This is a genomic window from Streptomyces sp. NPDC001219 (assembly GCF_053597915.1).
On sequence record NZ_JBSFJF010000022.1, the window covers coordinates 102,772 to 123,499 of the forward strand.

19 protein-coding genes are annotated in these 20,728 nt (G+C 72.6%); 7 read left to right on the plus strand and 12 right to left on the minus strand.

All coding sequences use genetic code 11. The features are described 5' to 3' along the window. Positions 1-79: 79 nt before the first annotated feature. Both ACWC9R_RS17145 and ACWC9R_RS17150 read right to left on the minus strand, forming a co-directional pair. Positions 80-1,294, minus strand: coding sequence for an acyl-CoA dehydrogenase family protein (locus ACWC9R_RS17145; RefSeq protein WP_450732341.1), 1,215 nt, complete (start codon positions 1,292-1,294; stop codon positions 80-82). 148 nt (positions 1,295-1,442) lie between these two features. Beyond that, positions 1,443-3,089 carry an MFS transporter gene (locus tag ACWC9R_RS17150; RefSeq protein WP_450732343.1) on the minus strand — a complete coding sequence of 549 codons (1,647 nt, stop codon included), beginning with the start codon at positions 3,087-3,089 and terminating at the stop codon, positions 1,443-1,445. A gap of 210 nt (positions 3,090-3,299) precedes the next feature. On the opposite strand from ACWC9R_RS17150, the gene ACWC9R_RS17155 reads away from it, so the two are divergent. Next, the gene (locus ACWC9R_RS17155; RefSeq protein ID WP_450732345.1) at positions 3,300-4,493 is read left to right on the plus strand and encodes a hypothetical protein; all 1,194 of its coding nucleotides are present in this window, start codon (positions 3,300-3,302) and stop codon (positions 4,491-4,493) included. Positions 4,494-4,777: 284 nt separating this feature from the next. Beyond that, positions 4,778-5,815, plus strand: a complete 1,038-nt coding sequence (locus tag ACWC9R_RS17160) for a phosphatase PAP2 family protein (protein WP_450732347.1) — start codon at positions 4,778-4,780, stop codon at positions 5,813-5,815. A 102-nt stretch (positions 5,816-5,917) separates the two neighbouring features. Here ACWC9R_RS17160 and ACWC9R_RS17165 read toward each other — a convergent pair whose 3' ends face one another. After that, the gene (locus tag ACWC9R_RS17165; protein WP_450732349.1) at positions 5,918-6,130 is read right to left on the minus strand and encodes an I78 family peptidase inhibitor; all 213 of its coding nucleotides are present in this window, start codon (positions 6,128-6,130) and stop codon (positions 5,918-5,920) included. A gap of 511 nt (positions 6,131-6,641) precedes the next feature. Here ACWC9R_RS17165 and ctaD point away from each other — a divergent pair. Then, positions 6,642-8,321 (plus strand): aa3-type cytochrome oxidase subunit I, encoded by a 1,680-nt coding sequence (gene ctaD / locus ACWC9R_RS17170; protein ID WP_450732351.1) that lies wholly within the window; start codon positions 6,642-6,644, stop codon positions 8,319-8,321. Here the strand turns inward: ctaD and ACWC9R_RS17175 are convergent. From ACWC9R_RS17175 to ACWC9R_RS17185, 3 genes are all read right to left on the minus strand, one after another. After that, positions 8,212-9,246 (minus strand): helix-turn-helix transcriptional regulator, encoded by a 1,035-nt coding sequence (locus tag ACWC9R_RS17175; RefSeq protein WP_450732352.1) that lies wholly within the window; start codon positions 9,244-9,246, stop codon positions 8,212-8,214. The two genes, ctaD and ACWC9R_RS17175, sit on opposite strands and share 110 nt — an antisense overlap. Positions 9,247-9,317: 71 nt before the next feature. Next, on the minus strand, positions 9,318-10,295 hold the full coding sequence (locus tag ACWC9R_RS17180; RefSeq protein WP_450732354.1) for a hypothetical protein: 978 nt from the start codon (positions 10,293-10,295) through the stop codon (positions 9,318-9,320). Continuing rightward, positions 10,292-11,551, minus strand: coding sequence for a glycosyltransferase family 4 protein (locus ACWC9R_RS17185; protein ID WP_450732355.1), 1,260 nt, complete (start codon positions 11,549-11,551; stop codon positions 10,292-10,294). The genes ACWC9R_RS17180 and ACWC9R_RS17185 overlap by 4 nt, the downstream gene beginning before the upstream one ends. Positions 11,552-12,093: 542 nt before the next feature. Between ACWC9R_RS17185 and ACWC9R_RS17190 the strand changes: the two genes are divergently transcribed. After that, a complete protein-coding gene (locus tag ACWC9R_RS17190) occupies positions 12,094-12,888 on the plus strand; it encodes a phytanoyl-CoA dioxygenase family protein (protein WP_450732356.1) in 795 nt (264 codons plus the stop codon). 68 nt (positions 12,889-12,956) lie between these two features. Here the strand turns inward: ACWC9R_RS17190 and ACWC9R_RS17195 are convergent, their stop codons facing one another. After that, the gene (locus ACWC9R_RS17195; protein WP_450732358.1) at positions 12,957-13,517 is read right to left on the minus strand and encodes a transglycosylase family protein; all 561 of its coding nucleotides are present in this window, start codon (positions 13,515-13,517) and stop codon (positions 12,957-12,959) included. A gap of 284 nt (positions 13,518-13,801) precedes the next feature. On the opposite strand from ACWC9R_RS17195, the gene ACWC9R_RS17200 reads away from it, so the two are divergent. Further along, complete coding sequence (locus ACWC9R_RS17200) at positions 13,802-14,611, plus strand: hypothetical protein (RefSeq protein WP_450732359.1); 810 nt, start codon at positions 13,802-13,804, stop codon at positions 14,609-14,611. A 118-nt stretch (positions 14,612-14,729) separates the two neighbouring features. Further along, positions 14,730-15,065 (plus strand): hypothetical protein, encoded by a 336-nt coding sequence (locus tag ACWC9R_RS17205; protein WP_450732360.1) that lies wholly within the window; start codon positions 14,730-14,732, stop codon positions 15,063-15,065. Positions 15,066-15,092: 27 nt separating this feature from the next. Here the strand turns inward: ACWC9R_RS17205 and der are convergent, their stop codons facing one another. From der to aroH, 5 genes are all read right to left on the minus strand, one after another. Beyond that, positions 15,093-16,553, minus strand: coding sequence for a ribosome biogenesis GTPase Der (der, locus tag ACWC9R_RS17210; RefSeq protein WP_450732361.1), 1,461 nt, complete (start codon positions 16,551-16,553; stop codon positions 15,093-15,095). Between the two features lie 69 nt (positions 16,554-16,622). Beyond that, on the minus strand, positions 16,623-17,279 hold the full coding sequence (locus ACWC9R_RS17215) for a lysophospholipid acyltransferase family protein (protein ID WP_450732362.1): 657 nt from the start codon (positions 17,277-17,279) through the stop codon (positions 16,623-16,625). Continuing rightward, positions 17,276-18,010 (minus strand): (d)CMP kinase, encoded by a 735-nt coding sequence (cmk, locus tag ACWC9R_RS17220; RefSeq protein ID WP_393360900.1) that lies wholly within the window; start codon positions 18,008-18,010, stop codon positions 17,276-17,278. The genes ACWC9R_RS17215 and cmk overlap by 4 nt, the downstream gene beginning before the upstream one ends. 86 nt (positions 18,011-18,096) lie before the next feature. After that, positions 18,097-19,182, minus strand: coding sequence for a prephenate dehydrogenase (locus ACWC9R_RS17225; RefSeq protein ID WP_450732364.1), 1,086 nt, complete (start codon positions 19,180-19,182; stop codon positions 18,097-18,099). Then, positions 19,179-19,541, minus strand: coding sequence for a chorismate mutase (gene aroH / locus ACWC9R_RS17230; protein ID WP_362608261.1), 363 nt, complete (start codon positions 19,539-19,541; stop codon positions 19,179-19,181). Before aroH ends, ACWC9R_RS17225 begins: the two co-directional genes overlap by 4 nt. A 230-nt stretch (positions 19,542-19,771) precedes the next feature. On the opposite strand from aroH, the gene ACWC9R_RS17235 reads away from it, so the two are divergent. After that, on the plus strand, positions 19,772-20,467 hold the full coding sequence (locus tag ACWC9R_RS17235) for a nucleotidyltransferase domain-containing protein (RefSeq protein WP_450732367.1): 696 nt from the start codon (positions 19,772-19,774) through the stop codon (positions 20,465-20,467). The last annotated feature ends 261 nt before the right edge of the window (positions 20,468-20,728 follow it).

Below are 20,728 nucleotides of genomic sequence, written 5' to 3' on the forward strand. Positions count from 1 at the left end.
GGTCCGGGCGCCCGCGGCAACCGCCACCGGCACACCGGTCCCCGGGTGGTGCGGCGTCCCGCTCAGCGGGCGAGGCCGCTCACCGGAAGGCATCCAGACCGGTGAGCGCCTTGCCCAGCACGAGCTGGTGCATCTCGACGGTGCCCTCGTAGGTGAGCACCGATTCGAGGTTGGTCGCATGCCGCATGACGGGGTACTCCAGGGAGATCCCGTTGGCACCGAGAATCGTCCGGGCCGTGCGGCAGATCTCGATCGCCTCCCGTACGTTGTTCAGCTTGCCGAAGCTGATCTGCTCGGGGCGCAGCCGCCCCGCGTCCATCCGTTGCCCCAGGTGGTGGGCCAGCAGGATGCCCTTGTGCAGTTCGACCGCCATGTCGGCGAGCTTGGCCTGGGTGAGCTGGAAGCCGCCGATCGGCCTGCCGAACTGCTCCCTGGTCCTCGCGTAGTCCAGCGCCGCCTCGAAGCTGGCGCGGGCGGCGCCCATGGAGCCCCAGACGATGCCGTAGCGGGCGTGGCTGAGACAGCCGAGCGGGCCGCGCAGCCCGGTGACCTCCGGGAGCACCGCGTCGGCCGGCAGTCGTACGTCGTCCATGACGAGTTCGCTGGTCACCGAGGCGCGCAGGGACCACTTGTGCTTGATCTCGGGGGCCGAGAACCCGGGGGTGTCCGTGGGAACGACGAAGCCGCGGATGCCGTCGTCGGTCTGTGCCCAGACGACCGCGACACCGGCGACCGAGCCGTTGGTGATCCACATCTTGCGGCCGCTGAGCACCCAGTCCCCGCCGTCGCGCCTGGCGTGGGTGCGCATCGCGGCGGGGTCGGAGCCGATGTCGGGCTCGGTCAGGCCGAAGCAGCCGATGACCTCGCCGGCCGCCATCCGCGGCAGCCACTGCTGCTTCTGCTCCTCGGAGCCGAAGCGCCAGATCGCGTACATGGCGAGCGAGCCCTGGACGGAGACCAGCGAGCGGATACCGGAGTCGGCGGCCTCCAGCTCCAGGCAGGCCAGGCCGTACTGGACGGCGGAGGCGCCCGCGCAGCCGTAGCCGCTCAGCGACATCCCGAGCGCGCCGAGGGACCCCAGTTCGCGGGCGAGTTCGCGGATGCCGGGCAGTTCGCCGCGCTCGTACCAGTCGGCGATCTGCGGCAGCACGCGGTCGGCGGCCCACCGGCGGACGGTGTCCCGTACGGCGCGGTCCTCGTCGGTCAGCAGATCGTCGAGGCCCAGGGGGTCGCGGGGGTCGAACGGCGCACGCGCCGGGGACGCTGCGGACTCTGAGGACGGCTGTGCGGGCATGGCGGGGCCTCCGGCGGATCAGCGCGAAAAACTAGCAGTGGTAGTTATTTGCTTTCCGACGGTACGGCCCGTGGTGTCGCGCGGCAAGGGTCACCGCCGCGCGACGGGGACGGGAACGCCCGGTGGGCCCCGGCCGGAACGGCCGGGGTCAGCGGCCGGAGCGCGCCGGGGCGGGCTCGCTGCTGCCGCGGCCGCCCATGCCCTCGCCCGGGGCGGGCTCACCGTCCGCCTCCGCCCGCTCCGTGGACTCCGCGGCCCGGCGCGGCAGCCGCAGCGCGATCCCCGCGCCGACCAGCAGCAGCACGGCGCTGGCGACGAGGGTGATGTGCAGTCCGCGGACGAAGGAGTCCCGGGCGGCCTCCCGCAGGGCGGCACGGGCGGCTCCGCCCAGGCCGGCGGCGACCTTGTAGGCCTCGCCGAGGGAGTGCGCCGCCGAGGCGGAGGCCCGCGCGGGGACGCCGTCGACGTGGTTCAGACCCGGGGCGTAGGCGGCGTTCATGACGCTGCCGAGCAGCGCGACACCGATACCGGCGCCGAGCTGGTAGGAGGTCTCCCCGATCGCGGCGGCGCCGCCGGACTGCTCGGCGGGGGCCTCGCTGAGCATCGACTCGTAGGCCCCGAACAGCGTGGACTGGAAGCCGAAGCCGAGCAGCACGAAGCCCAGGGACAGCAGCCAGGGGCGGTCCTCGCTGCTCATCGCGGTCAGACACAGCACCGCGACCGCGGTCAGCACGAAGCCGAGGGAGACCATCGCGCGCGGCCCCAGGGCCTGCAGCATCTTCGAGCCGGTGAGGCCGGCGGCCATCGCGGCGAAGACCAGGGGCAGCATCCGCAGCCCGGTCTCCAGCGGGCTCAGCCCGAGCACGAGTTGGAGGTACTGCACGGCGATCAGCTGCAGCCCGACGAGGGCGAGCATGGCCAGCACGATGCAGACCACGGAGGTGCCGAACGCGGGCACCGCGAACAGCCGCACATCGATCAGCGGGTCCTTGCGCCGGCGCTGGCGGCGGACGAACACGGCCAGCAGCAGGACACCGAGGACGATGGGCAGCAGCGTGGTCGGGCCCACCACGGCCGCACCGCTGCCGATCCGCTTGACGCCGAGGACGATCCCCAGCACACCGAGGGCCGCCACGATCGCGCCGATGACGTCCCAGGGGCCGTTGCGCTCACCGCGCGACTCCGGGAGCAGCCATCGGCCTATCAGCAGCATCGCGGCCATCATCGGGATGTTGATGAGGAAGACCGAGCCCCACCAGAAGTTCTCGACGAGGAAGCCGCCGAGGACCGGGCCGACCGCGGCACCGACCGCGGCCACCGCGCTCCACACGCCGATGGCGACCGCGCGTTCGCGCCGGTCGGGGAAGACCTGCCGGAGGATCGAGAGCGTGGCCGGCATGATCATGGCGCCGCCGATGCCGAGCAGGGCGCGGGCCACCATCAGGGTCTGCGGGTTGGGCGCGAGCGCGGCGGCGGCCGAGGCCAGGCCGAACAGCCCGTAGCCCAGGAGGAGGACGCGGCGGCGGCCGACGCGGTCGCCGAGGGTGCCGAAGAGGATCAGCAGCGAGGCAGCGATCAGCGGATAGACATCGACGATCCAGAGGAGCTCCACCGGTCCCGGCCGCAGGTCCTCGGTGACCGAGGGCACCGCGACGTACAGGATCGTGGTGTCCAGCGCGACGAAGAGCAGGCTGACGCAGAGCACGATCAGCACGGTCCAGCGGTTCACACCGCCGCCTGAGAGCCGGGGAACACCAGCCGTCCGTCCACTGCCGGACGCGGTCGTCCCGGACATAGCACCTCCAGTCATGCTCTCGCGGCCACGGAACAGGGCGCGAAAACGCCCCGGGCGAACCGGCGGCACGGGCGAGTTGAGACGCTCAGACTACGCGAGTCCCGTGCGGTGCCGCGTGGCTCACCTCACGATGAGACGCTCATCGCAGCGTCACGCGTTCCCCCACCCGCCGTCGGCAGTCGTTCTTCGGCCACCTGGATAATCGTCCCGATGAACGATCTTGCCCCCGCCGCCGTTCCCGGCCGGGCCCGGTGCGACGGCACCGCCGTCCGGGCCGCGCTGCGCCGGGCCGCGCCCGCGCTGCTCGCGTTCGCGGCGATCCGGCTGCTGGGCATCGTCGTCCTCGCCCTCTGGTCGGCGGCCGGGGGCCGGAGCTGGCACACCCTGCTGACCGCCCGCTGGGACGCGCTCTGGTACACCCGGGTCGCCGAGCAGGGCTACGGCTTCACCGTCGCGCTGCCCAACGGCGAGGTGCACTCCAACCTGGCCTTCTTCCCGCTGCTGCCCTGGCTGGAGCGCGGGCTGTCGGCGCTCTCCCCGCTGTCGGCCGCCGACGCCGGGATGGTGGTGTCCTGGCTGGCCTCGCCGGCCGCGGCCTGGGCGCTGTACGCGACCGGCGAGCGGCTGCACGGGCCGCGGGCCGGGGTCGCCCTCGCGGCGCTATGGGCCGCGCTGCCGGTGGGGATCGTGCAGTCGATGGCGTACTCGGAGTCGCTGTTCACCGCGCTCGCGGCCTGGGGGCTGTACGCCGTGCTGACCGGGCGCTGGGTGGCGGCCGGGGTGCTGGCCTCGCTGGCCGGGCTGACCCGGCCGGTGGGTGCCGCGGTGGTGGCGGCGGTGTGGATCACCGCGGCGGTGACGCTGTGGCGGGAGCGGGCCGGCGGGGCACCGCTGCGGACGGCGGCGCGGCGGCATCCCGGACTGCTGCCCGGCGTGCTCCTCGCCCCGCTCGGCTGGTGCGGCTACTTCCTGTGGGTGGCGGCGTACCAGGGCTCCTTCACCGGCTATCTGGACGTCCAGGAGGGCTGGGGCAACGGCTTCGACGGGGGGATCGCGTTCGCCTCATTCGTCTGGCAGCAGCTGTCGGGGCCCGTGTTCGCGGCGGGAGCCGGACTGCTCGTGGGCGTCGGGCTGGTGATCTGGCTCCAGGTGCGCGGGGTACGGCAGGGGCAGCCGCTGCCGCTGGTGGTCTACGGCGGGACGGTGCTGCTGCTCGCGCTGACCGCCAAGGGCTACTTCGGCTCCAAGCCCCGGCTGATGATGCCGGCCTATCCGCTGCTGCTCCCCCTGGCGGCGGCCCTCGCGCGGTGGCGCCGGGCGTGGCCCTGGCTGGCCATCGGACTGCTGGCGACGGGCTCCGCGGTCTACGGGGCGTTCTGGCTGAACGGTTCCGGCCCGCCGTGAGCCGTGTGGTCACTCTGTGCGACCGTGTGAGTTCACCTCGTGAGCACCCGCGGGAAACGCGGGACGGCCCGCGAGCGAATAGCCGATAAACTCCGGAGCGGAAAAGCGGATAAGGCGCTCGACGCGACGACACGCGCACGGCGGGGAGCCATTGGAAATCGCCGCGAATTCGCTTCCAAATCCCTGCGCCGAAGCCCCGTTTGAGACGCATTCCACATCACATCGTCATTACAAAGCGCACAGTTTGACCAAGCACCTACATCACACGCGGTAACGTCGATTGAGTGCGTACCGATGACAAGCTCGACCAGATGGAGGAGCGCCCCACCGATCGCGTCCGACCGCCCAGCATGACCCGGACCCGCATGTGGCTGTTCTGGGGGACCGTGGCGGTCTATTTCGCGATCGTGGCCGGGGTGCTGGCTACCTCATGGCTGGTCACGCTCGACTGGCAGGTCATGTTCTTCCGGCCCTACAAGCAGTGGCCGGAGATCCATGCCTTCCTCGACTACTTCGTGGTGCTGGGCCAGCGCGGACCGACCGCGGTGGCCGTGGCCGCCTGGCTGGGCTGGCGCTGCTGGCGTCAGCGCAACCTCCACCCCCTGCTGGTGTTCGGCGCCTCGCTGCTGCTGCTGAACATCACCGTGGGCGCCGCCAAGATCGGCATGGGCCGGCTCGGCCCGCACTACGCGACCGTGGTCGGCTCCCACGAGATGGGGCTCGGCGGCGACATATTCCCGTCGGGCCACACCGCGAACGCCGTGGTCACCTGGGGTGTGCTGGCCTACCTGGCGACCACCTCGCTGCGCCGCCGCACGCTGTCGGTGATCGCCGCCCTGGGCGCCCTGGGCGTCGGCATGACCACGGTCTACCTGGGCACGCACTGGGTCAGTGATGTGCTGCTCGGCTGGGCCGCGGGGCTGCTGGTGCTGCTGGCGCTGCCCTGGCTGGAGCCCGGGATCACCTGGTTCGAGGACCGCCTCATGGGCATCCTGCTGCGGCTGTGGCTGCGGCTGCGCCCCGATTCGCTGCGCGGCCCGCTGCCGGCCGGCGCGCTGGCCCCGGGAGTGTCCCGGCAGCGCCTCGCCTCGGACGGGGAGGCGCTCGTCCGCGAGACGATCTCCGCCGGTACGGGCGGCCGTTCCGCCTCAGGACACACCCCGGACGGCTGGCCGCACCACCCGTCGCGCCCGTACTCCATCCGTTCGGAGCGCACCCCGGCCACCCCGGCGGGCAGCCGGCGGCCGCCGCACGCGGACCGCGCCCCGCGCACCACGCCGCTGAGCCCGACGTCCGGGCGCGGCCGCAACGGGAGCGGCTGACCGCCCCACGAGCCGCGGGGCCGGTACGCACACCTCTCCCCCGCAGCGAAGGCCCCGGCCGCTCCCAGGAGCGGCCGGGGCCTTCGTCGTCGTCAGCGGTGCTCAGCCCTGCCAGGTGCGGTGCACCTCGCCGTCCTTGACCTCGAAGTTGAGCCGGCCGGCCAGGTACTCCATCGTGATGATCGCGCCCGGCGGCAGCGAGCGGACGGTGGTCCAGCCGCGCGCCCGCGCCTGTTCCTCGGCGTCCTGCTGGGCAAGGCCGACATACGCCTCGATGTCGTCCTGAGGGCTGTCGGGGAGGTTCGGTACGTCCATGACAGCCACCGTAGGCGCCCGCGACGGCCGGTGGAAGGCCCGCCCTCGCACACCCCGGTGACTCCCCCGTCCGGCCTTGGTCACACTTGTGTCACAGCGGTCCCGGCGGCGTTTGCCGGAACTTCCGTCACCCGTACGCGCCGCGTGACCGCGCAACCGGGTGGAAAATAAACCGGCCCGAATTCACGCCCGGATCGGACGGCTAACGGACACGAACCGTCCGGTCAACGCGACGCGCCGTCCAAAAACAATCCCCCGCCAGTTCCGGATCGCCTTTACCCGGCGCCCTTTATCGGTCGACCGGAATTTGGCCGATGAGACACACTCCACACACATTTCCCGCACATCGCCCATCCCCCCGCTTACCGGGCTCACCCCCTTCCGGGCGCTCCCGGTCCACCGCCCCGCCGGATGCCACCGGAACGGACCGGAGCGCCCTCTCGCACTGCGTCCCCCGCGCGCGCATCATGTCCCGGTCCCCAGTCCACCGTCGACGAACGAGGTGCAGCGGATGGTTACGGACACCGGGCAGGCGCGCGTGCGGCCCTCCGGGGCGCGGCGCCGCGGCTCGGTGCTGGTGGACTGGCTGACGACCACCGACCACAAGAAGATCGGGCACCTCTACCTGATCACCGCGTTCGGGTTCTTCCTGGTGGGCGGGCTGCTGGCGATGGTGATGCGCGCCGAGCTGGCCCGGCCCGGACTGCAGATCATCGACGCCGAGCAGTTCAACCAGGCGCTGACCATGCACGGCACGATCATGCTGCTGCTGTTCGCCACCCCCGCGTTCGCCGGTTTCGCGAACGAGATCATGCCCCTGCAGATCGGCTCGCCCGACGTCGCGTTCCCGCGGCTGAACATGCTCTCGTACTGGCTGTTCCTCTTCGGCGGGCTGATCGTGCTGGGCAGCTTCCTCACACCGTTCGGCGGCCCGGCCTTCGGGTGGACGGCCTACGCCCCGCTCAACTCGATGGTCCGCTCCCCCGGGGTCGGCGCCGATATGTGGATCATGGGCCTGGCGCTCGCCGGCTTCGGCACCATCCTCGGTGCCGTCAACTTCATCACCACGGTCATCGTGCTCCGGGCGCCCGGCATGACGATGTTCCGGATGCCGGTGTTCACCTGGAACGTCCTCTTCACCTCGATCCTGGTGCTGATGGCGTTCCCGGTGCTGGCGGCCGCGCTGCTGGTCCTGGAGGCGGACCGGCAGTTCGGGGCGGTGGTCTTCGACGCCCGCTACGGCGGGGCGCTGCTGTGGCAGCACCTGTTCTGGTTCTTCGGCCATCCCGAGGTCTACATCATCGCGCTGCCGTTCTTCGGCATCATCACCGAGATCATCCCGGTCTTCTCGCGCAAGCCGATCTTCGGCTACGTCATGCTGATCGGCGCGACGATGGCCATCACGGCGCTGTCGGTGATGGTCTGGGCGCACCACATGTTCGTGACCGGGGCGGTGCTGCTGCCGTTCTTCTCCGTCATGTCGTTCCTGATCGCGGCGCCGACCGGGGTGAAGTTCTTCAACTGGATCGGCACCATGTGGCACGGCTCGGTGTCGTTCGAGACGCCGATGCTCTGGTCGATCGGGTTCCTGGTGAGCTTCCTGTTCGGCGGCCTGACCGGCGTCATCCTGGCCTCACCGCCGCTGGACTTCCACGTCACCGACTCGTACTTCGTCGTCGGCCACTTCCACTACGTCGTCTTCGGCACGGTCGTGTTCGCCACCTACGCGGGCTTCTACTTCTGGTGGCCGAAATTCACCGGCAAGATGCTCGACGAGCGCCTGGGAAAGATCCATTTCTGGACGCTGTTCGTCGGCTTCCACACCACCTTCCTCGTCCAGCACTGGCTGGGGGTGGAGGGCATGCCACGGCGGTACGCCGACTACCTGGCCGCCGACGGCTTCACGGCGCTCAACACCTTCTCCACCATCGGCTCCTTCCTGCTGGGCCTGTCCACCCTGCCGTTCCTCTACAACGTCTGGAAGACCACCCGCTACGGCGCCAGGGTGACGGCGGACGACCCCTGGGGCTTCGGCCGGTCCCTGGAGTGGGCGACCTCCTCACCGCCGCCCCGGCACAACTTCACGACCCTTCCGCGTATCCGCTCCGAGTCCCCGGCGTTCGATCTGCACCATCCGGAGGTGGGGAAGCAGCCGGTGACGCTGCCAGCGTCCGGCCCAGCCGGTCCCTGATCTCCCGGACCCGGCCGAGCAGCTCCGGCGGCTCCCGGACCTCGAAGTCGAAGCCGGTCAGCACGATGTGGAGCACCAGCAGTTCGAGGCTGTGCGCCCCGGTACGCAGCAGACAGTGCCCTTCGTCGACCGCCTCGAGCACGCCGGCGGCCGGGCTGACGCGCTCCGCCGCCTGCTCCAGCGAGGCGTGCAGCAGCACGGTGGCCCGGGTCGAGTAGACGCGGGTGGAGATGCCCTGGGCGACATACGCGGCCAGGTCCTCGGCCGGTGGCGTACGGGGCGTGAAGCGCGGCCCGTGCGGCGGGGTGGGGGTGATGCGGTCGGCGCGGTAGGTGCGCCAGTCCGCGCGGTCCACGTCCCAGGCGACGAGGTACCAGTAGCGCCGGGCGCAGACCAGGCGGTGCGGTTCCACGGTGCGGCGGGAGACCGCACCGTCATGGGCGGTGTAGGAGAAGCGGAACCGGTGGCAGTCCCGGCAGGCGTGCGCGAGCTCGGTGAGGACGTCGGGGTCCACCCGGGGGCCGCCGCTGCCGAGCATCGGCACGGTGACGGCGTTCAGCGCGCCGACCCGGCGCCGCAGCCGGTGCGGCAGCACCTGCTCCAGCTTCGCCAGCGCCCGTACCGACGCCTCCTCGATGCCGTCGACGCCGCCGGACGCGGCGGTGCGCAGCCCGACCGCGACCGCCACCGCCTCGTCGTCGTCCAGCAGCAGCGGCGGGAGTTCGGCGCCCGCGCCGAGCCGGTAGCCGCCGGCCGTCCCGGGCGTGGAGTGGACGGGGTAGCCCAGCTCGCGCAGCCGGTCGATGTCCCGGCGCACCGTGCGCGGGGTGACGTCGAGCCGGCCGGCGAGCTCCGCGCCGGACCACTCCCGGTGGGCCTGCAGCAGGGAGAGCAGGCGGAGCAGGCGTGCCGAGGTCTCCAACATGGCCCGAGTCTCCCAGTCCTTGCGGACAGCCGCGGTCCTCGATACCGGACCGGGACCCGGCCGCCGCCCCGTCAGCTCCCGGCCGGCCCGGCGACCCGGAGGGCCAGGTCGTTGTCGAGGGTGTAATACGGGCCGATCCTCAGCTCCCCCGCGGCGGCCGGCACCGGCAGCGCCGGGTAGCTGAACACCTGCTTCTTGTCGGCGACATCGTCCAGCAGACGGGCTATGCGCACCGGCCGGACGCCCTCGGCGAGGCGCAGCCAGAGGTCCCACGGCTCGTTGCCCTGCTCCCACCGCCCGGCCAGCTCCTCGTAGGGCAGCGTGAAGGTGAAGTCCACGCCCTCGACGGTCAGCGGGACGGTGACGGTGACCGGGGCCGTGTCCGGGGCGGCCCCGGTACGGCGCGCGCGGGCCTCCACCCGGGCACCGGAGGCCGGGGCGGCGCCGTAGAGCCGGCCGGAGACCGTCATGCCGTCGGGGGCGACGCGGATGTCGCCGGCCTCGGCGTGCGGGCCGCGCAGCCAGCTGCGCAGGGCGAGGTTGCCGAACTTCGTGGCGTACGGGATGCGCACCCCGAGCCGGCCGATGCCCGCCAGCGGCCGGCGGTCCACCAGCGACCGCAGGTCGTTGACACCGGGCAGCAGGCGCCGGGGGTCCCGGCCGTCGCCGAGGTCGGCGTAGGCGTTCCAGCGGCCCTCGGCGAGCGCCACGGTGCTGGGCAGGACGGCACGCAGCCGCCCGGCGCCGTTCGGCCCGAGCGGCAGCCGCACCTCGTCGTCCGCGCCGTCGCCGCCGCGCAGCCGCAACACCAGCGCCGCGCTCCAGGTGGTGTGCAGGTCCTGAGGGGCGTTCAGGTCGAAGGTGAGGCCGCCCGCGGAGTCCGCGATGCAGTCGGCCCGCAGCTCCACCGGAGCGGCTTCGCCGCCCCGCTCACCCGGCCGCTCGGGTCTCTCGGGTCCCGAACTCGCCGGAACCGTGGGTTCCTGATCGATGGCGGAGGACTCCTTCGTCTCGTGTCCGGTCACGGTCAACTGGCTCGGCGCCGTCATACCGTCCGCACCCCTCTCAGCGCGGCGCGGGCCGCGTCCTTGGTGGCGTAGGCGCCGCTGAGCAGGGCTCCGCGGGCGCGATGCAGGCTGCTGTGCCATCGGCTGCCGCGCCTGCGGGTGAGCAGCTCCCCGAAGAGCGCCTCGTAGCGCCCGGCGACCGTGGCGGGGTCGAAGCGCGCCGACGAGGCCAGCGCCGCCTCCCCCATCCGCCTGCGGGCCGCGTCGTCGTTGATCAGGGACAGCAGCGAGCCGGCCAGCGCCTCCGGGCTGCCGACCGGTACGAGCCTGCCGTCCACCCCGTCGTCGATGATCTCGCCCGGCCCGTGCGGGCAGTTGGTGGCGACGACCGGCAGTCCGCAGCGCATGGCCTCGACGATGGTCATCCCGAACGACTCCAGGCTGGAGGAGACCGCGGCGATCGAGCCCTTGGCCCACTCGGGCTCCAGAGGGTTGGCCGGGCCCATCAGGAAGACGTGGTTGTACAGGCCGAGTTCGTCGATCAGATCGCGCAGCCGGGCCTTCTCGGCGCCGCCGCCGTATATCCGCAGCCGCCAGTCGGGCCGCTCCTCGGCGACCTGGGCGAAGGCGCGTATGAGGACGTCATAGCGCTTGACGCGGGCGAGCCGGCCCGCCGCGACGACCCACTTGCCGCTGCCGTCGGCGGGCGGCAGCGCGGACGCCGGCACGCTGTTGGGCACCGCCTCGACCCGCACACCGGGCAGCCGCAGCGTCCGCCGGTAGGCGCCGGCATCGGCCTCGGTGACGGTGGTGACGGCGTCCAGCCGCGGATAGGCGCCGCGCAGCGCCAGCTTGAGCTCCCGGGTGTGGGTGTCCAGGGTGAGGTGTTCCTGGCCTATCCGCACCGGGCCGCGGCGCGCCTGCTTGGCGATGTGCACATTGAGGCCGGGCCGGGTGCCGACCAGCACGTCCGCCTCCGTCCTGCGCAGATGCTGGGCGATCCGCCGGTCGGTGAGTTCGCTGTACTGGTCGAAGCGGCCCTCGGCGGCGGGGAAGACCTTGGCGGGGCGGGCGTGCGCGGGATCGGCGCCGTCGTACCCGGGGCTGCTCTCCCGGAGGTCCACGAGATGCCGCAGCGCCACACGGGGACCGAGGTCGAAGACCGGGTCGTCGCGGTGGCGCAGGACGGACACGATCTCGACGTCATGCCGTTCGGCGAGCGTACGCGCCAGATTGAACGTCGTACGGATCGTCCCCCCGATACCGTAGGCATTGTGAATCAGGAATGAGATGTGCATCCGTCCCCGTGTCCCCTGGTCTTCTGGTCCTGCCCGGTCTCCCCGTGGGCCACTTCGCGCTCCCCTCCTGATGGCGCGAGGCGGCCCCCTGCTCTAGGGAAGGACCGCGAAAATCGGTTCCGGGTTGGGCCTTTCGCCAACTTGTTCCGAAAGAGTTAGTTCATCGGTAAGCGGGTCATGGAACCCTTAGGCCACAAATCCCCTCCACCCGGTCGGCACCGGGCCCCAGGACGGCGGGCCTCCCCGCTCCGGTCAGCCGGCGGGCTGCTCCCCCACCGGGACAGGCCGGCCGCTCCCGCCGGCGAACGGCGCCCCGCTCCACCCCTCCCACCGGTCACACAGCCGCAGCCCGGCGAGCCGCGACGCCCTCCCCGAAGTGCCCCTCCTCGTCGAGCATTCCGGGACCGTATCGCCTCCGGCCCGGCCGGTGCGTACGGATTTCCGGGGACCTGGCCGGGAACCGGCTGGTCGTGGTGCCCGACCCCGGCCGGCTCCCGGAAATTCGCTGGTACACCCGTTCCCCCCGCTGCCACGCTGACCCGATGGATGACGCAAATATCGATGACGCCGCCCTCTCCGCATTCGTGGAGCGGGGCTTTCTCCGTGTGGAGGGCGCGTTCCCGCCGGAGGTCGCGGCGGAGTGCCGGGAGATCATGTGGCGCGACATCCCGGGCGAGCCCGGCGATCCGGCGACCTGGAAGGAGCCGGTGGTACGGCTCGGCTTCTACGGGCAGGAGCCCTTCCGCGCCGCCGTCAACGCGCCCCGCCTGCACGCCGCGTACGACGCCCTCGCCGGACCGGGACGCTGGGCGCCGCGCGGCGACCTCGGCACGTTCCCGGTGCGGTTCCGCAGCGACGACGAGCCGGGCGACGACGGCTGGCACATCGACGCGAGCTTTCCGGGGGACGACCCCGCCGACTACCTGTCCTACCGGGTGAACGCCGCGTCCAGGGGCCGCTGGCTGCTGATGCTGTTCCTGATGTCCGACGTGGGCGAGGACGACGCGCCCACCCGCATCCGCGTCGGCTCCCATCTGGACGTGGCCGCGCTCCTCGACCCCGAGGGGGAGGCCGGGCTGCCCTTCATGGACCTGGCGCAGCGCGCGGTGCCCGCCACCGAGCACCGGCCGGTGGCCCTGGCCACCGGCCGCGCCGGTGACGTCTACCTCTGCCACCCGTTCCTGGTGCACGCCGCGCAGCCGCACCGGGGCACCGAGCCCCGTTTCATGGCCCAGCCGCCGCTGCTCCCCAAGCCCGGACAGGGCCCGAGCACCGAACGCCCCGACGGGGCCTACTCACCGGTGGAGGTGGCGATCCGCCGCGGACTCGGCCACTGACACACCCGTACGGCCGGTGAGCCGTCCAAGGGGAAGGGCGGCCCGGCCCACGCGCCTTCGGGCAGCGTTCAGGGAAGCCGGAGCCTGGTGCCGATCGACAGCCGGTCCGGGTTCCGGCCGATGGCCGGCCGGTTGGCCTTGTGGAGCGCCTGCCAGCCGCCCTTCACCCGGTACTTCTGCGCGATCGTGCCGAGCGTCTCCCCGCGCCGTACGACATGGGTCCGGCTCTTGGCGGTCAGCCCGTAGCGCCGGGAGCACTCGGGCCAGGCACCCCAGCCCTGGGCCGCCTGGACCTTCTTCGCGATCTCGATCTGCTCCTCGCGGGAGGCGAGGTCGGCCCGCCGTGCGAAGGCGAGACCGCCGAACGCCTCCCAGGTGGGCTGATGGAACTGCAGCCCGCCGTAGAAGGAGTTGCCGGTGTTGATGTGCCAGTCACCGCTGCTCTCGCACTCCGCGAGGCAGCCCCAGGGCCACTGGTCGCCGGCGCAGGCGTGCGGCGGCCGGTCCCCGCCGTCCGGCCCGTCGGCGGCGGCACCCCCGGGCAGGCCCAGGACCAGGGCAGCGGCGGCCGCGGTGAGCAGCCCGACGCATCCCACGAGGCGCCGAGGCGCCGAAGAGTTGTCCGACATAGCCGGTGACGGTAGGCAGCCCCGCGGCGGCGGCCAGCCCGCCACGCCCTCGGCGCCCCGGTCCCACCCGGTCCGGCGTACGGAACGCCGCCGACTGCGCCAGGTTCTGCGCAAAAGTTGGCGTTAAGTGACCGATTCCGGGGCGGCTTTCCACGGTTTTCCGCTGTGCGGCGATTGGTTCGATTCCGTTCCCATCCCCGCGTTACTCCTGCCGCAGGTCACCCGTTGTCCTTGTACGAGCCGGGAGACCACCCGGCTGACGCACAGAGATCGAGGAGCCACCCGTGCCGCGCATGCTCGACGTCAGTGACGACGTTCGCGCCGAGATCGGCGATGACGAAGCCGACCGCCTGCTGGCCGGTGGCGACGCCCCCGGCCACTACGACTGCACCTCCTGCCGGACCCCCGGAGACAGCGACCAGGAGCGCACCAGCACCGTCCTGTTCGTGGGCGAGGAGACCGCGGTGCTCGCGTTCGCGCACGCCACCTGCATCCCCTCGCAGGTCGTCCCGGTCTCGGAGGAGCAGCTCCAGGGAGCCGTCCGCTCCATCACCGGCGAGGACGCCACCCCCCGCACCCCCGGCTCGGAGCCGTCCCCGGCCGTCCCGGTGCCCACCACTCCCCGCCAGGCGACCCTCGGGATCACCTGCGGTCTGGTGCTCGTCGACGCCGATCTGCGTCCGGCCCTGGTCGTCGAGCCCGACGGCCCGATCGCCCGTCCCGGCTCGACCGGCCCGGACGACGACTTCCTCCCGCTGCTCCTGGAGCAGGGCTTCCACCCGGTGACGGACATGAACCAGCTCCCCGCCCCGAACCCGGGCTGGTCCGCGCTGCTGGCCATGGGCAAGCTGCACGCCGTCCTCCAGCCGGGCAACTCCGGCCAGCAGTCCGCCTGGTGGCAGGCCCACCAGCCGCTGGCCGTCTCCGACGGCTGGCGCGCCGCGGCCAACAAGGCGCAGTCCGTGGTGCTGTACGCCGCGCCCGCCGGCACCATCGGCCACCAGCCCCGCGAGGACCTGATGCGGGAGGCCCTGGAGAACGCCGCCGCCAAGGGCGCCCTGGTCGCCGCGGAGATCCCGCTGGCCGGCACCTGACAGCCGCCGGGCCCGATCGCGGGGGCAGGACCGTCAATCCGGACGGTCTTGGCCTCGCGATCAGCCATTTCCACCGGAAAGCCGCATCCCTGCGGGTACCGGGGTCGTTGGCACGTACGTGCACGCATACGACCCCGCTCCCCGCGCCCCGTACCACCCGATCCCCGGCATGCGCCCGCCGTACGACCACGGGACGGCGCACACCACGGATCACGGGTCGGCCACGCCGATCTACGACGCGCTGTACGCCGAGTACCGCCGCAGCTTCCGGGCCCTGCCCGGGGACCGTACGGACGAGCCGGAGCTCCCGGAGTCGCTGCGCGGGAGCTGGAGCCGTACGCCGGGCTCCGCGGGCCACTGGGAGGTCGTGAGCCGGCAGCCCTACCACCCCCGGGGGAACACCCCGGCGGCGCTGCCACCGGCACAGCGGGACGCCCGGCCGCACGGACGCTGACCGGTCCGCACGGCCGGGGACGGGCCGCTACTTCTTCTTGCTGCGCTTCTCGCGCACCCGCACCGAGATGTGGATCGGCGTCCCGTCGAAGTCGAACTCCTCGCGCAGCCGCCGCTCGACGAAGCGGCGGTAGCCGGCCTCCAGGAAGCCCGAGGCGAAGAGCACGAAGCGCGGCGGCTTGGTGCCGGCCTGGGTGCCGAAGAGGATGCGGGGCTGCTTGCCGCCGCGGATCGGGTGCGGGTGGGAGGCGACGATCTCACCGAGGAAGGCGTTCAGCCGCCCGGTGGGGATACGGCTCTCCCAGCCCGCCAGCGCGGTCTCGATCGCCGGGACCAGCTTCTCCATGTGGCGGCCGGTGCGCGCGGAGACGTTCACCCGCATCGCCCAGGGGATCTGCACGAGGTCCCGCTCGATCTCCCGCTCCAGATAGAAGCGGCGCTCCTCGTCGAGGGTGTCCCACTTGTTGTAGGCGATGACCAGGGCGCGGCCGGCCTCCACCGCCATCGTGACGATGCGCTGGTCCTGGACGCTGATGGACTCGGACGCGTCGATCAGGACGACGGCGACCTCGGCCTTCTCGACGGCCGCCGCGGTGCGCAGCGAGGCGTAGTAGTCGGCGCCTTCCTGGAGGTGCACCCGGCGCCGGATACCGGCGGTGTCCACGAACTTCCAGGTCTTGCCGCCGAGTTCGATCATCTCGTCGACCGGGTCACGGGTGGTGCCGGCCTGCTCGTTGACGACCACCCGCTCCTCGCCGGCGACCTTGTTCAGCAGCGAGGACTTGCCGACGTTCGGCCGGCCGATCAGCGCGATCCGGCGGGGGCCGCCGAGGGCCGTGCCGAAGGTCTGCGCGGGGGCCTCGGGCAGCGCCTCCAGCGCGGCGTCGAGCATGTCGCCGGTGCCCCGGCCGTGCAGCGCGGAGATCGGGTGCGGCTCGCCGAGGCCCAGCGACCACAGCATGGCGGCGTCGGCCTCGCCCGACGGGCCGTCGACCTTGTTGGCGACCAGGACGACGGGCTTGCCGGAGCGGCGCAGCAGCTTGACGACGGCCTCGTCGGTGTCGGTCGCGCCGACCTTGGCGTCGACGACGAAGACGACCGCGTCGGCGGCCTCGATGGCGAACTCGGCCTGGGCCGCGACGGACGCGTCGATGCCGAGGACGTCCTGCTCCCAGCCGCCGGTGTCAACGACCTTGAAGCGGCGGCCGTTCCAGTCCGCCTCGTAGGTGACGCGGTCGCGGGTGACGCCCGGCCGGTCCTCGACGACCGCTTCGCGGCGGCCGATGATGCGGTTCACCAGCGTCGACTTGCCGACGTTCGGGCGGCCGACGACGGCGAGGACGGGCAGCGGGCCGTGACCGGCCGCGGCGATGTCACCCTCGACCTCCGCGAGATCGAAGCCCTCCTCCGCGGCGAGCTCCATGAACTCCGCGTACTCGGCGTCGCCAAGCGCACCGTGCTCGTCGCCGGTAGGGATCTGGTCGTTCATGAAGTCCGTTCCTCGTTCATCATCGTGATCGGTGGGCCGCTCGTCCGCGGCCCACTACTCAAGTGTCGGTCAGCGCCCGGTCAGGCGCCTGGCCTCTGCCAGGTGGGCGGTCAGCCGCTCCTGGATGCGTACGGTCGCCTCGTCGAGCGCCTTACGGGTGCGCCGGCCGCTGCCGTCACCCGCGGCGAAGGCGTCACCGAAGACGACGTCGACGCGGGACCGCAGCGGCGGCACGGCCGACGACAGCCGGCTCTGCCGCTCCCTGCCGCCGAGCACCGCCACCGGCACGACCGGGGCCCCGGAGCGCACCGCGAAGTACGCCAGGCCCGCCCGCAGGGAGGCGAAGTCACCCTCGCCACGGGTGCCTTCCGGGAAGATCCCCAGCACTCCGCCCTGCGCCAGCACCCCGAGGGCGTCGGTGATCGCCTTGCGGTCGGCGGCGGCGCGGTCCACCTTCAGCTGCCCGATGCCCCGCAGGAACGGGTCCAGCGGGCCGACGAAGGCTTCCTTCTTGATCAGGAAGTGCACCGGCCGCGGCGCGGTGCCCATCAGCATCGGGCCGTCGATGCCGTGCGAGTGGTTGACGGCGAGGATCACCGGGCCGGCGGACGGCACCCGCCAGGCGCCCAGCACCCGCGGCCGCCACAGCCCGTACATCAGGCCGATGCCGATCCGGCGGCCGACCGCGGCACCCGCCGCGCTCGGCGCCCTGCCGCTGTCGGTCACCGGGCGACCCGCCCCGCCTTTTCGGCGCCGGCGCCCTCGATGAGAGTGACCACACACTCGATGACCTGCTCCAGGGTCAGGTCGGTGGTGTCCACCTCGACGGCGTCGTCCGCCTTGGCCAGCGGGGAGGTCTTCCGGCCGGAGTCGGCGGCGTCGCGCTTGATCAGCGCCTCGCGGGTGGCGGCCAGGTCACCGGCCTCCTTGCCCTTCAGCTCGCCGCTGCGACGGGCCGCCCGCGCCTCCGGGGAGGCGGTGAGGAAAACCTTGAGGTCGGCGTCGGGCAGGACGGTGATGCCGATGTCCCGGCCCTCGACGACGATGCCGTCGGGCGCCTCGGCGGCGATGCTGCGCTGCAGGTCGGTGATCAGGGTCCGGACCTCGGGGACGGCGCTGACGGCGCTGACCGCGGAGGTGACCTCCTGGGTGCGGATCGGTCCCGCGGCGTCCAGGCCGTCGACCGTGATGGTCGGGGCGGCCGGGTCCGTGCCGGAGACGATCACGGGCTTGGCGGCGGCGTCGGCCACCGCGGTCGCGTCGTTGACGTCGATCCCGTTGGTCAGCATCCACCACGTGATCGCGCGGTACTGGGCGCCGGTGTCGAGGTAGCCGAGGCCCAGCTTGGCGGCGACGGCCTTGGACGTGCTGGACTTGCCCGTGCCTGCGGGGCCGTCGATGGCGACAATCACTGCTGCCGGGGCGGTCCGAGCGGCGGTTTCCACGGTGACGAACACCTTTCTTGTACACGGGGCTGGGGTCCAAGGGCCACAATGGCCCCGGACAAGGTTACTGGCTCACCCGCACGGCGCCGTCCACGGTGTCACTGCCGGATCGACCAGCCCCGCTCCCGCAGCTCCGCGGTCAGCCCCGGCACCGCCTGCGGCTCGACCATGAGCTGGATGAAGCCCGCCTGCTGGCCGGTGGCGTGCTCGATGCGGACGTCCTCGATATTCACCCCGGCCCGGCCGGCGTCGGCGAAGATCCGGGCCAGCTCACCGGGCTGGTCGCCGATGTAGACGGCGACGATCTCGTACGTGGCCGGGGCGGCGCCGTGCTTGCCGGGCACCCGCTCGCGCCCGGCGTTGCCACGGCGCAGCACGTCCTCGATACCGCCGGCGCCGCCGCTGCGCTTCTCCTCGTCGGCGGACTCCAGGGCCCGCAGCGAACGGACGGTCTCGTCCAGGTCGGCGGCGACCTCGGCCAGGACGTCGGCGACCGGGCCGGGATTGGCGGACAGGATGTCGATCCACATCGCGGGGTCGGAGGCCGCGATCCGCGTCACATCCCGGATGCCCTGGCCGCAGAGGCGTACGGCGGTCTCGTCGGCGCCCTTGAGGCGGGCGGCGACCAGGCTGGAGAGCAGCTGCGGGGTGTGCGAGACCAGGGCGACCGCGCGGTCGTGGGCGTCCGCGTCCATCACCACCGGGACGGCCCGGCACAGCGCCACCAGCTCCAGGGCGAGGTTGAGCACCTCGGTGTCCCCGTCGCGGGTCGGGGTGAGCACCCAGGGGCGGCCCTCGAAGAGGTCGGCGGTGGCGGCCAGCGGTCCGGAGCGCTCCTTGCCCGCCATCGGGTGGGTGCCGAGGTAGCCGGACAGGTCGCGGCCCGTCGACTCCAGCTCGCGGCGCGGCCCGCCCTTGACGCTGGCGACGTCGATGTAGGCACGGGCCACACCGCGCCGCATCGCGTCCGCCAGCGCCGTCGCGACATGGGCCGGCGGCACGGCCACGATGGCCAGGTCGACCGGCCCCGGCGGCGCCTCGGCGGCGCCGGCGCCCAGCGCGGCGGCCGTCAGGGCCTGGGACTGGTCGTGGTCCTCCAGGTACACCTGGACGCCCCGAGCGTTCAGCGCGAGCGCGGCCGAGGTGCCGATCAGGCCCGTTCCGATGACGAGTGCGGTCCTCACTGCGCGATGTCCTTCCGCAGCGCCCCGGCCGCGCCGAGGTAGACATGGGCGATCCCGGCCTTGGACAGACCGGTCTCCACATGGGCGAGCACCCGCACCACGCGCTCCATGGCGCCGGTGATGTCCAGCTCCTGGGCGCAGATCAGCGGCACGTCGGTGATGCCCAGGGCGCGCGCGGCGGCGGCCGGGAAGTCGCTGTGCAGATCGGGGGTGGCGGTGAACCACACGCTGATCAGGTCGTCCGCGCGCAGGTCGTTGCGCTCCAGGAGGGCGGTGAGCAGCGCACCGACCTGCTCCTGCATGTGCTCCGCGTCGTCCCGCTCCAGCTGGACGGCCCCACGGACCGCTCGTACCGCCACGTCACTGCTCCCCTGCGTTATGGCCGCGTCACGCACCTGTGCGCGCACTGATCAGCGTAACCAGCCGCACGGACAATCCGTACGGCGCCGGGAGGACCGACGGCGGGCACGACGGTCCGCGCGCCCCGCGACGGCCCGTGCACCGGCGGTGTGCGCGCCCCCGGGACCGCCCGCGACCGCCCCCCGAAACCTGGTGACATTCGCCTCCCCACCACGCCACAATCGCGCCCATGTCCGCATCCGCCACAGGTCACTCCCTGGTCACCGAGCACACCGTCTACGCCTGTGTGATGGGCTCGCGCGCCTTCGGCCTGGCCACGGACACCAGTGACACCGACCGCCGCGGGGTGTTTCTCGCCCCCACCCCGCTCTTCTGGGGCTTCGAGAAGCCACCGACCCATGTGGAGGGGCCGCGCGAGGAGGAGTTCTCCTGGGAGCTGGAGCGCTTCTGCCAACTGGCGCTGCGCGCCAACCCGACCGTCCTGGAGTGTCTGCACTCCCCCCTCGTGGAGCGGATCGACGCCACCGGCCGGGAGCTGCTCGCCCTGCGCGAGGCGTTCCTGTCCCGGCAGGCCCACCGCACGTTCGCCGGCTACGCCGTCGGCCAGCTCAAGCTGCTGCACGCCGACGTACGCCACCACGGCGCGCCCCGCTGGAAGCCCGCCATGCACCTGCTGCGCATACTCACCTGCGCCCGCGACCTGCTCCGCACCGGCGTGCTCACCCTGGACGTCGGGCAGGACCGGGAAGAGCTGCTGGCGGTCCGGCGCGGTGAGGTGCCCTGGCCCACGGTGGAGCGCCGGATGGCCCGGCTCTCCGAGGAAGCGGAGGCCGCGGTGTCCGGCTCGCCGTTGCCGGCGGAGCCGGACCGGGGCCGGGTGACGGACTTCTTGTTCCGGGCCCGCCAACGCTCTGCGCTTGGCTGACCTCCCACGTTGTCGGCTCTCCCGCCGTGGGGCCTCGCGCCGTTTGCGGGTCCGCTGCGCGGGGCGTGGGCTGGGGTGATGCTTGTGTGTGCCTCGCCGTTGCGCCGGTCCGCTGCGCTTTGCCTCGGCCGATGCTTGCGGGTGCCTCCGCCGTTGCGCCTGCGGCGGGCGGGTGGTTGTCGGGTGCGGTGACGGGCCTCCGGGGCAGGGTTTCCGGACTGCTTCGCTTTACGTCCGGAAACCGCCCGCACATGCGGCCTC

Bases quoted from the DNA above. Each gene is read 5' to 3' on its own strand.
- ACWC9R_RS17165 (WP_450732349.1), bottom strand. From the start codon at position 6,130: ATGGACGTACCGAACCTCCCCGACAGCCCTCAGGACGACATCGAGGCG.
- ACWC9R_RS17175 (WP_450732352.1), bottom strand. From the start codon at position 9,246: ATGTTGGAGACCTCGGCACGCCTGCTCCGCCTGCTCTCCCTGCTGCAG.
- der (WP_450732361.1), bottom strand. From the start codon at position 16,553: ATGAACGACCAGATCCCTACCGGCGACGAGCACGGTGCGCTTGGCGAC.
- ACWC9R_RS17145 (WP_450732341.1), bottom strand. From the start codon at position 1,294: ATGCCCGCACAGCCGTCCTCAGAGTCCGCAGCGTCCCCGGCGCGTGCG.
- ACWC9R_RS17235 (WP_450732367.1), top strand. From the start codon at position 19,772: ATGTCCGCATCCGCCACAGGTCACTCCCTGGTCACCGAGCACACCGTC.
- ACWC9R_RS17185 (WP_450732355.1), bottom strand. From the start codon at position 11,551: ATGCACATCTCATTCCTGATTCACAATGCCTACGGTATCGGGGGGACG.
- ACWC9R_RS17180 (WP_450732354.1), bottom strand. From the start codon at position 10,295: ATGACGGCGCCGAGCCAGTTGACCGTGACCGGACACGAGACGAAGGAG.
- ACWC9R_RS17195 (WP_450732358.1), bottom strand. From the start codon at position 13,517: ATGTCGGACAACTCTTCGGCGCCTCGGCGCCTCGTGGGATGCGTCGGG.
- ACWC9R_RS17155 (WP_450732345.1), top strand. From the start codon at position 3,300: ATGAACGATCTTGCCCCCGCCGCCGTTCCCGGCCGGGCCCGGTGCGAC.
- ctaD (WP_450732351.1), top strand. From the start codon at position 6,642: ATGGTTACGGACACCGGGCAGGCGCGCGTGCGGCCCTCCGGGGCGCGG.
- ACWC9R_RS17190 (WP_450732356.1), top strand. From the start codon at position 12,094: ATGGATGACGCAAATATCGATGACGCCGCCCTCTCCGCATTCGTGGAG.
- ACWC9R_RS17150 (WP_450732343.1), bottom strand. From the start codon at position 3,089: ATGTCCGGGACGACCGCGTCCGGCAGTGGACGGACGGCTGGTGTTCCC.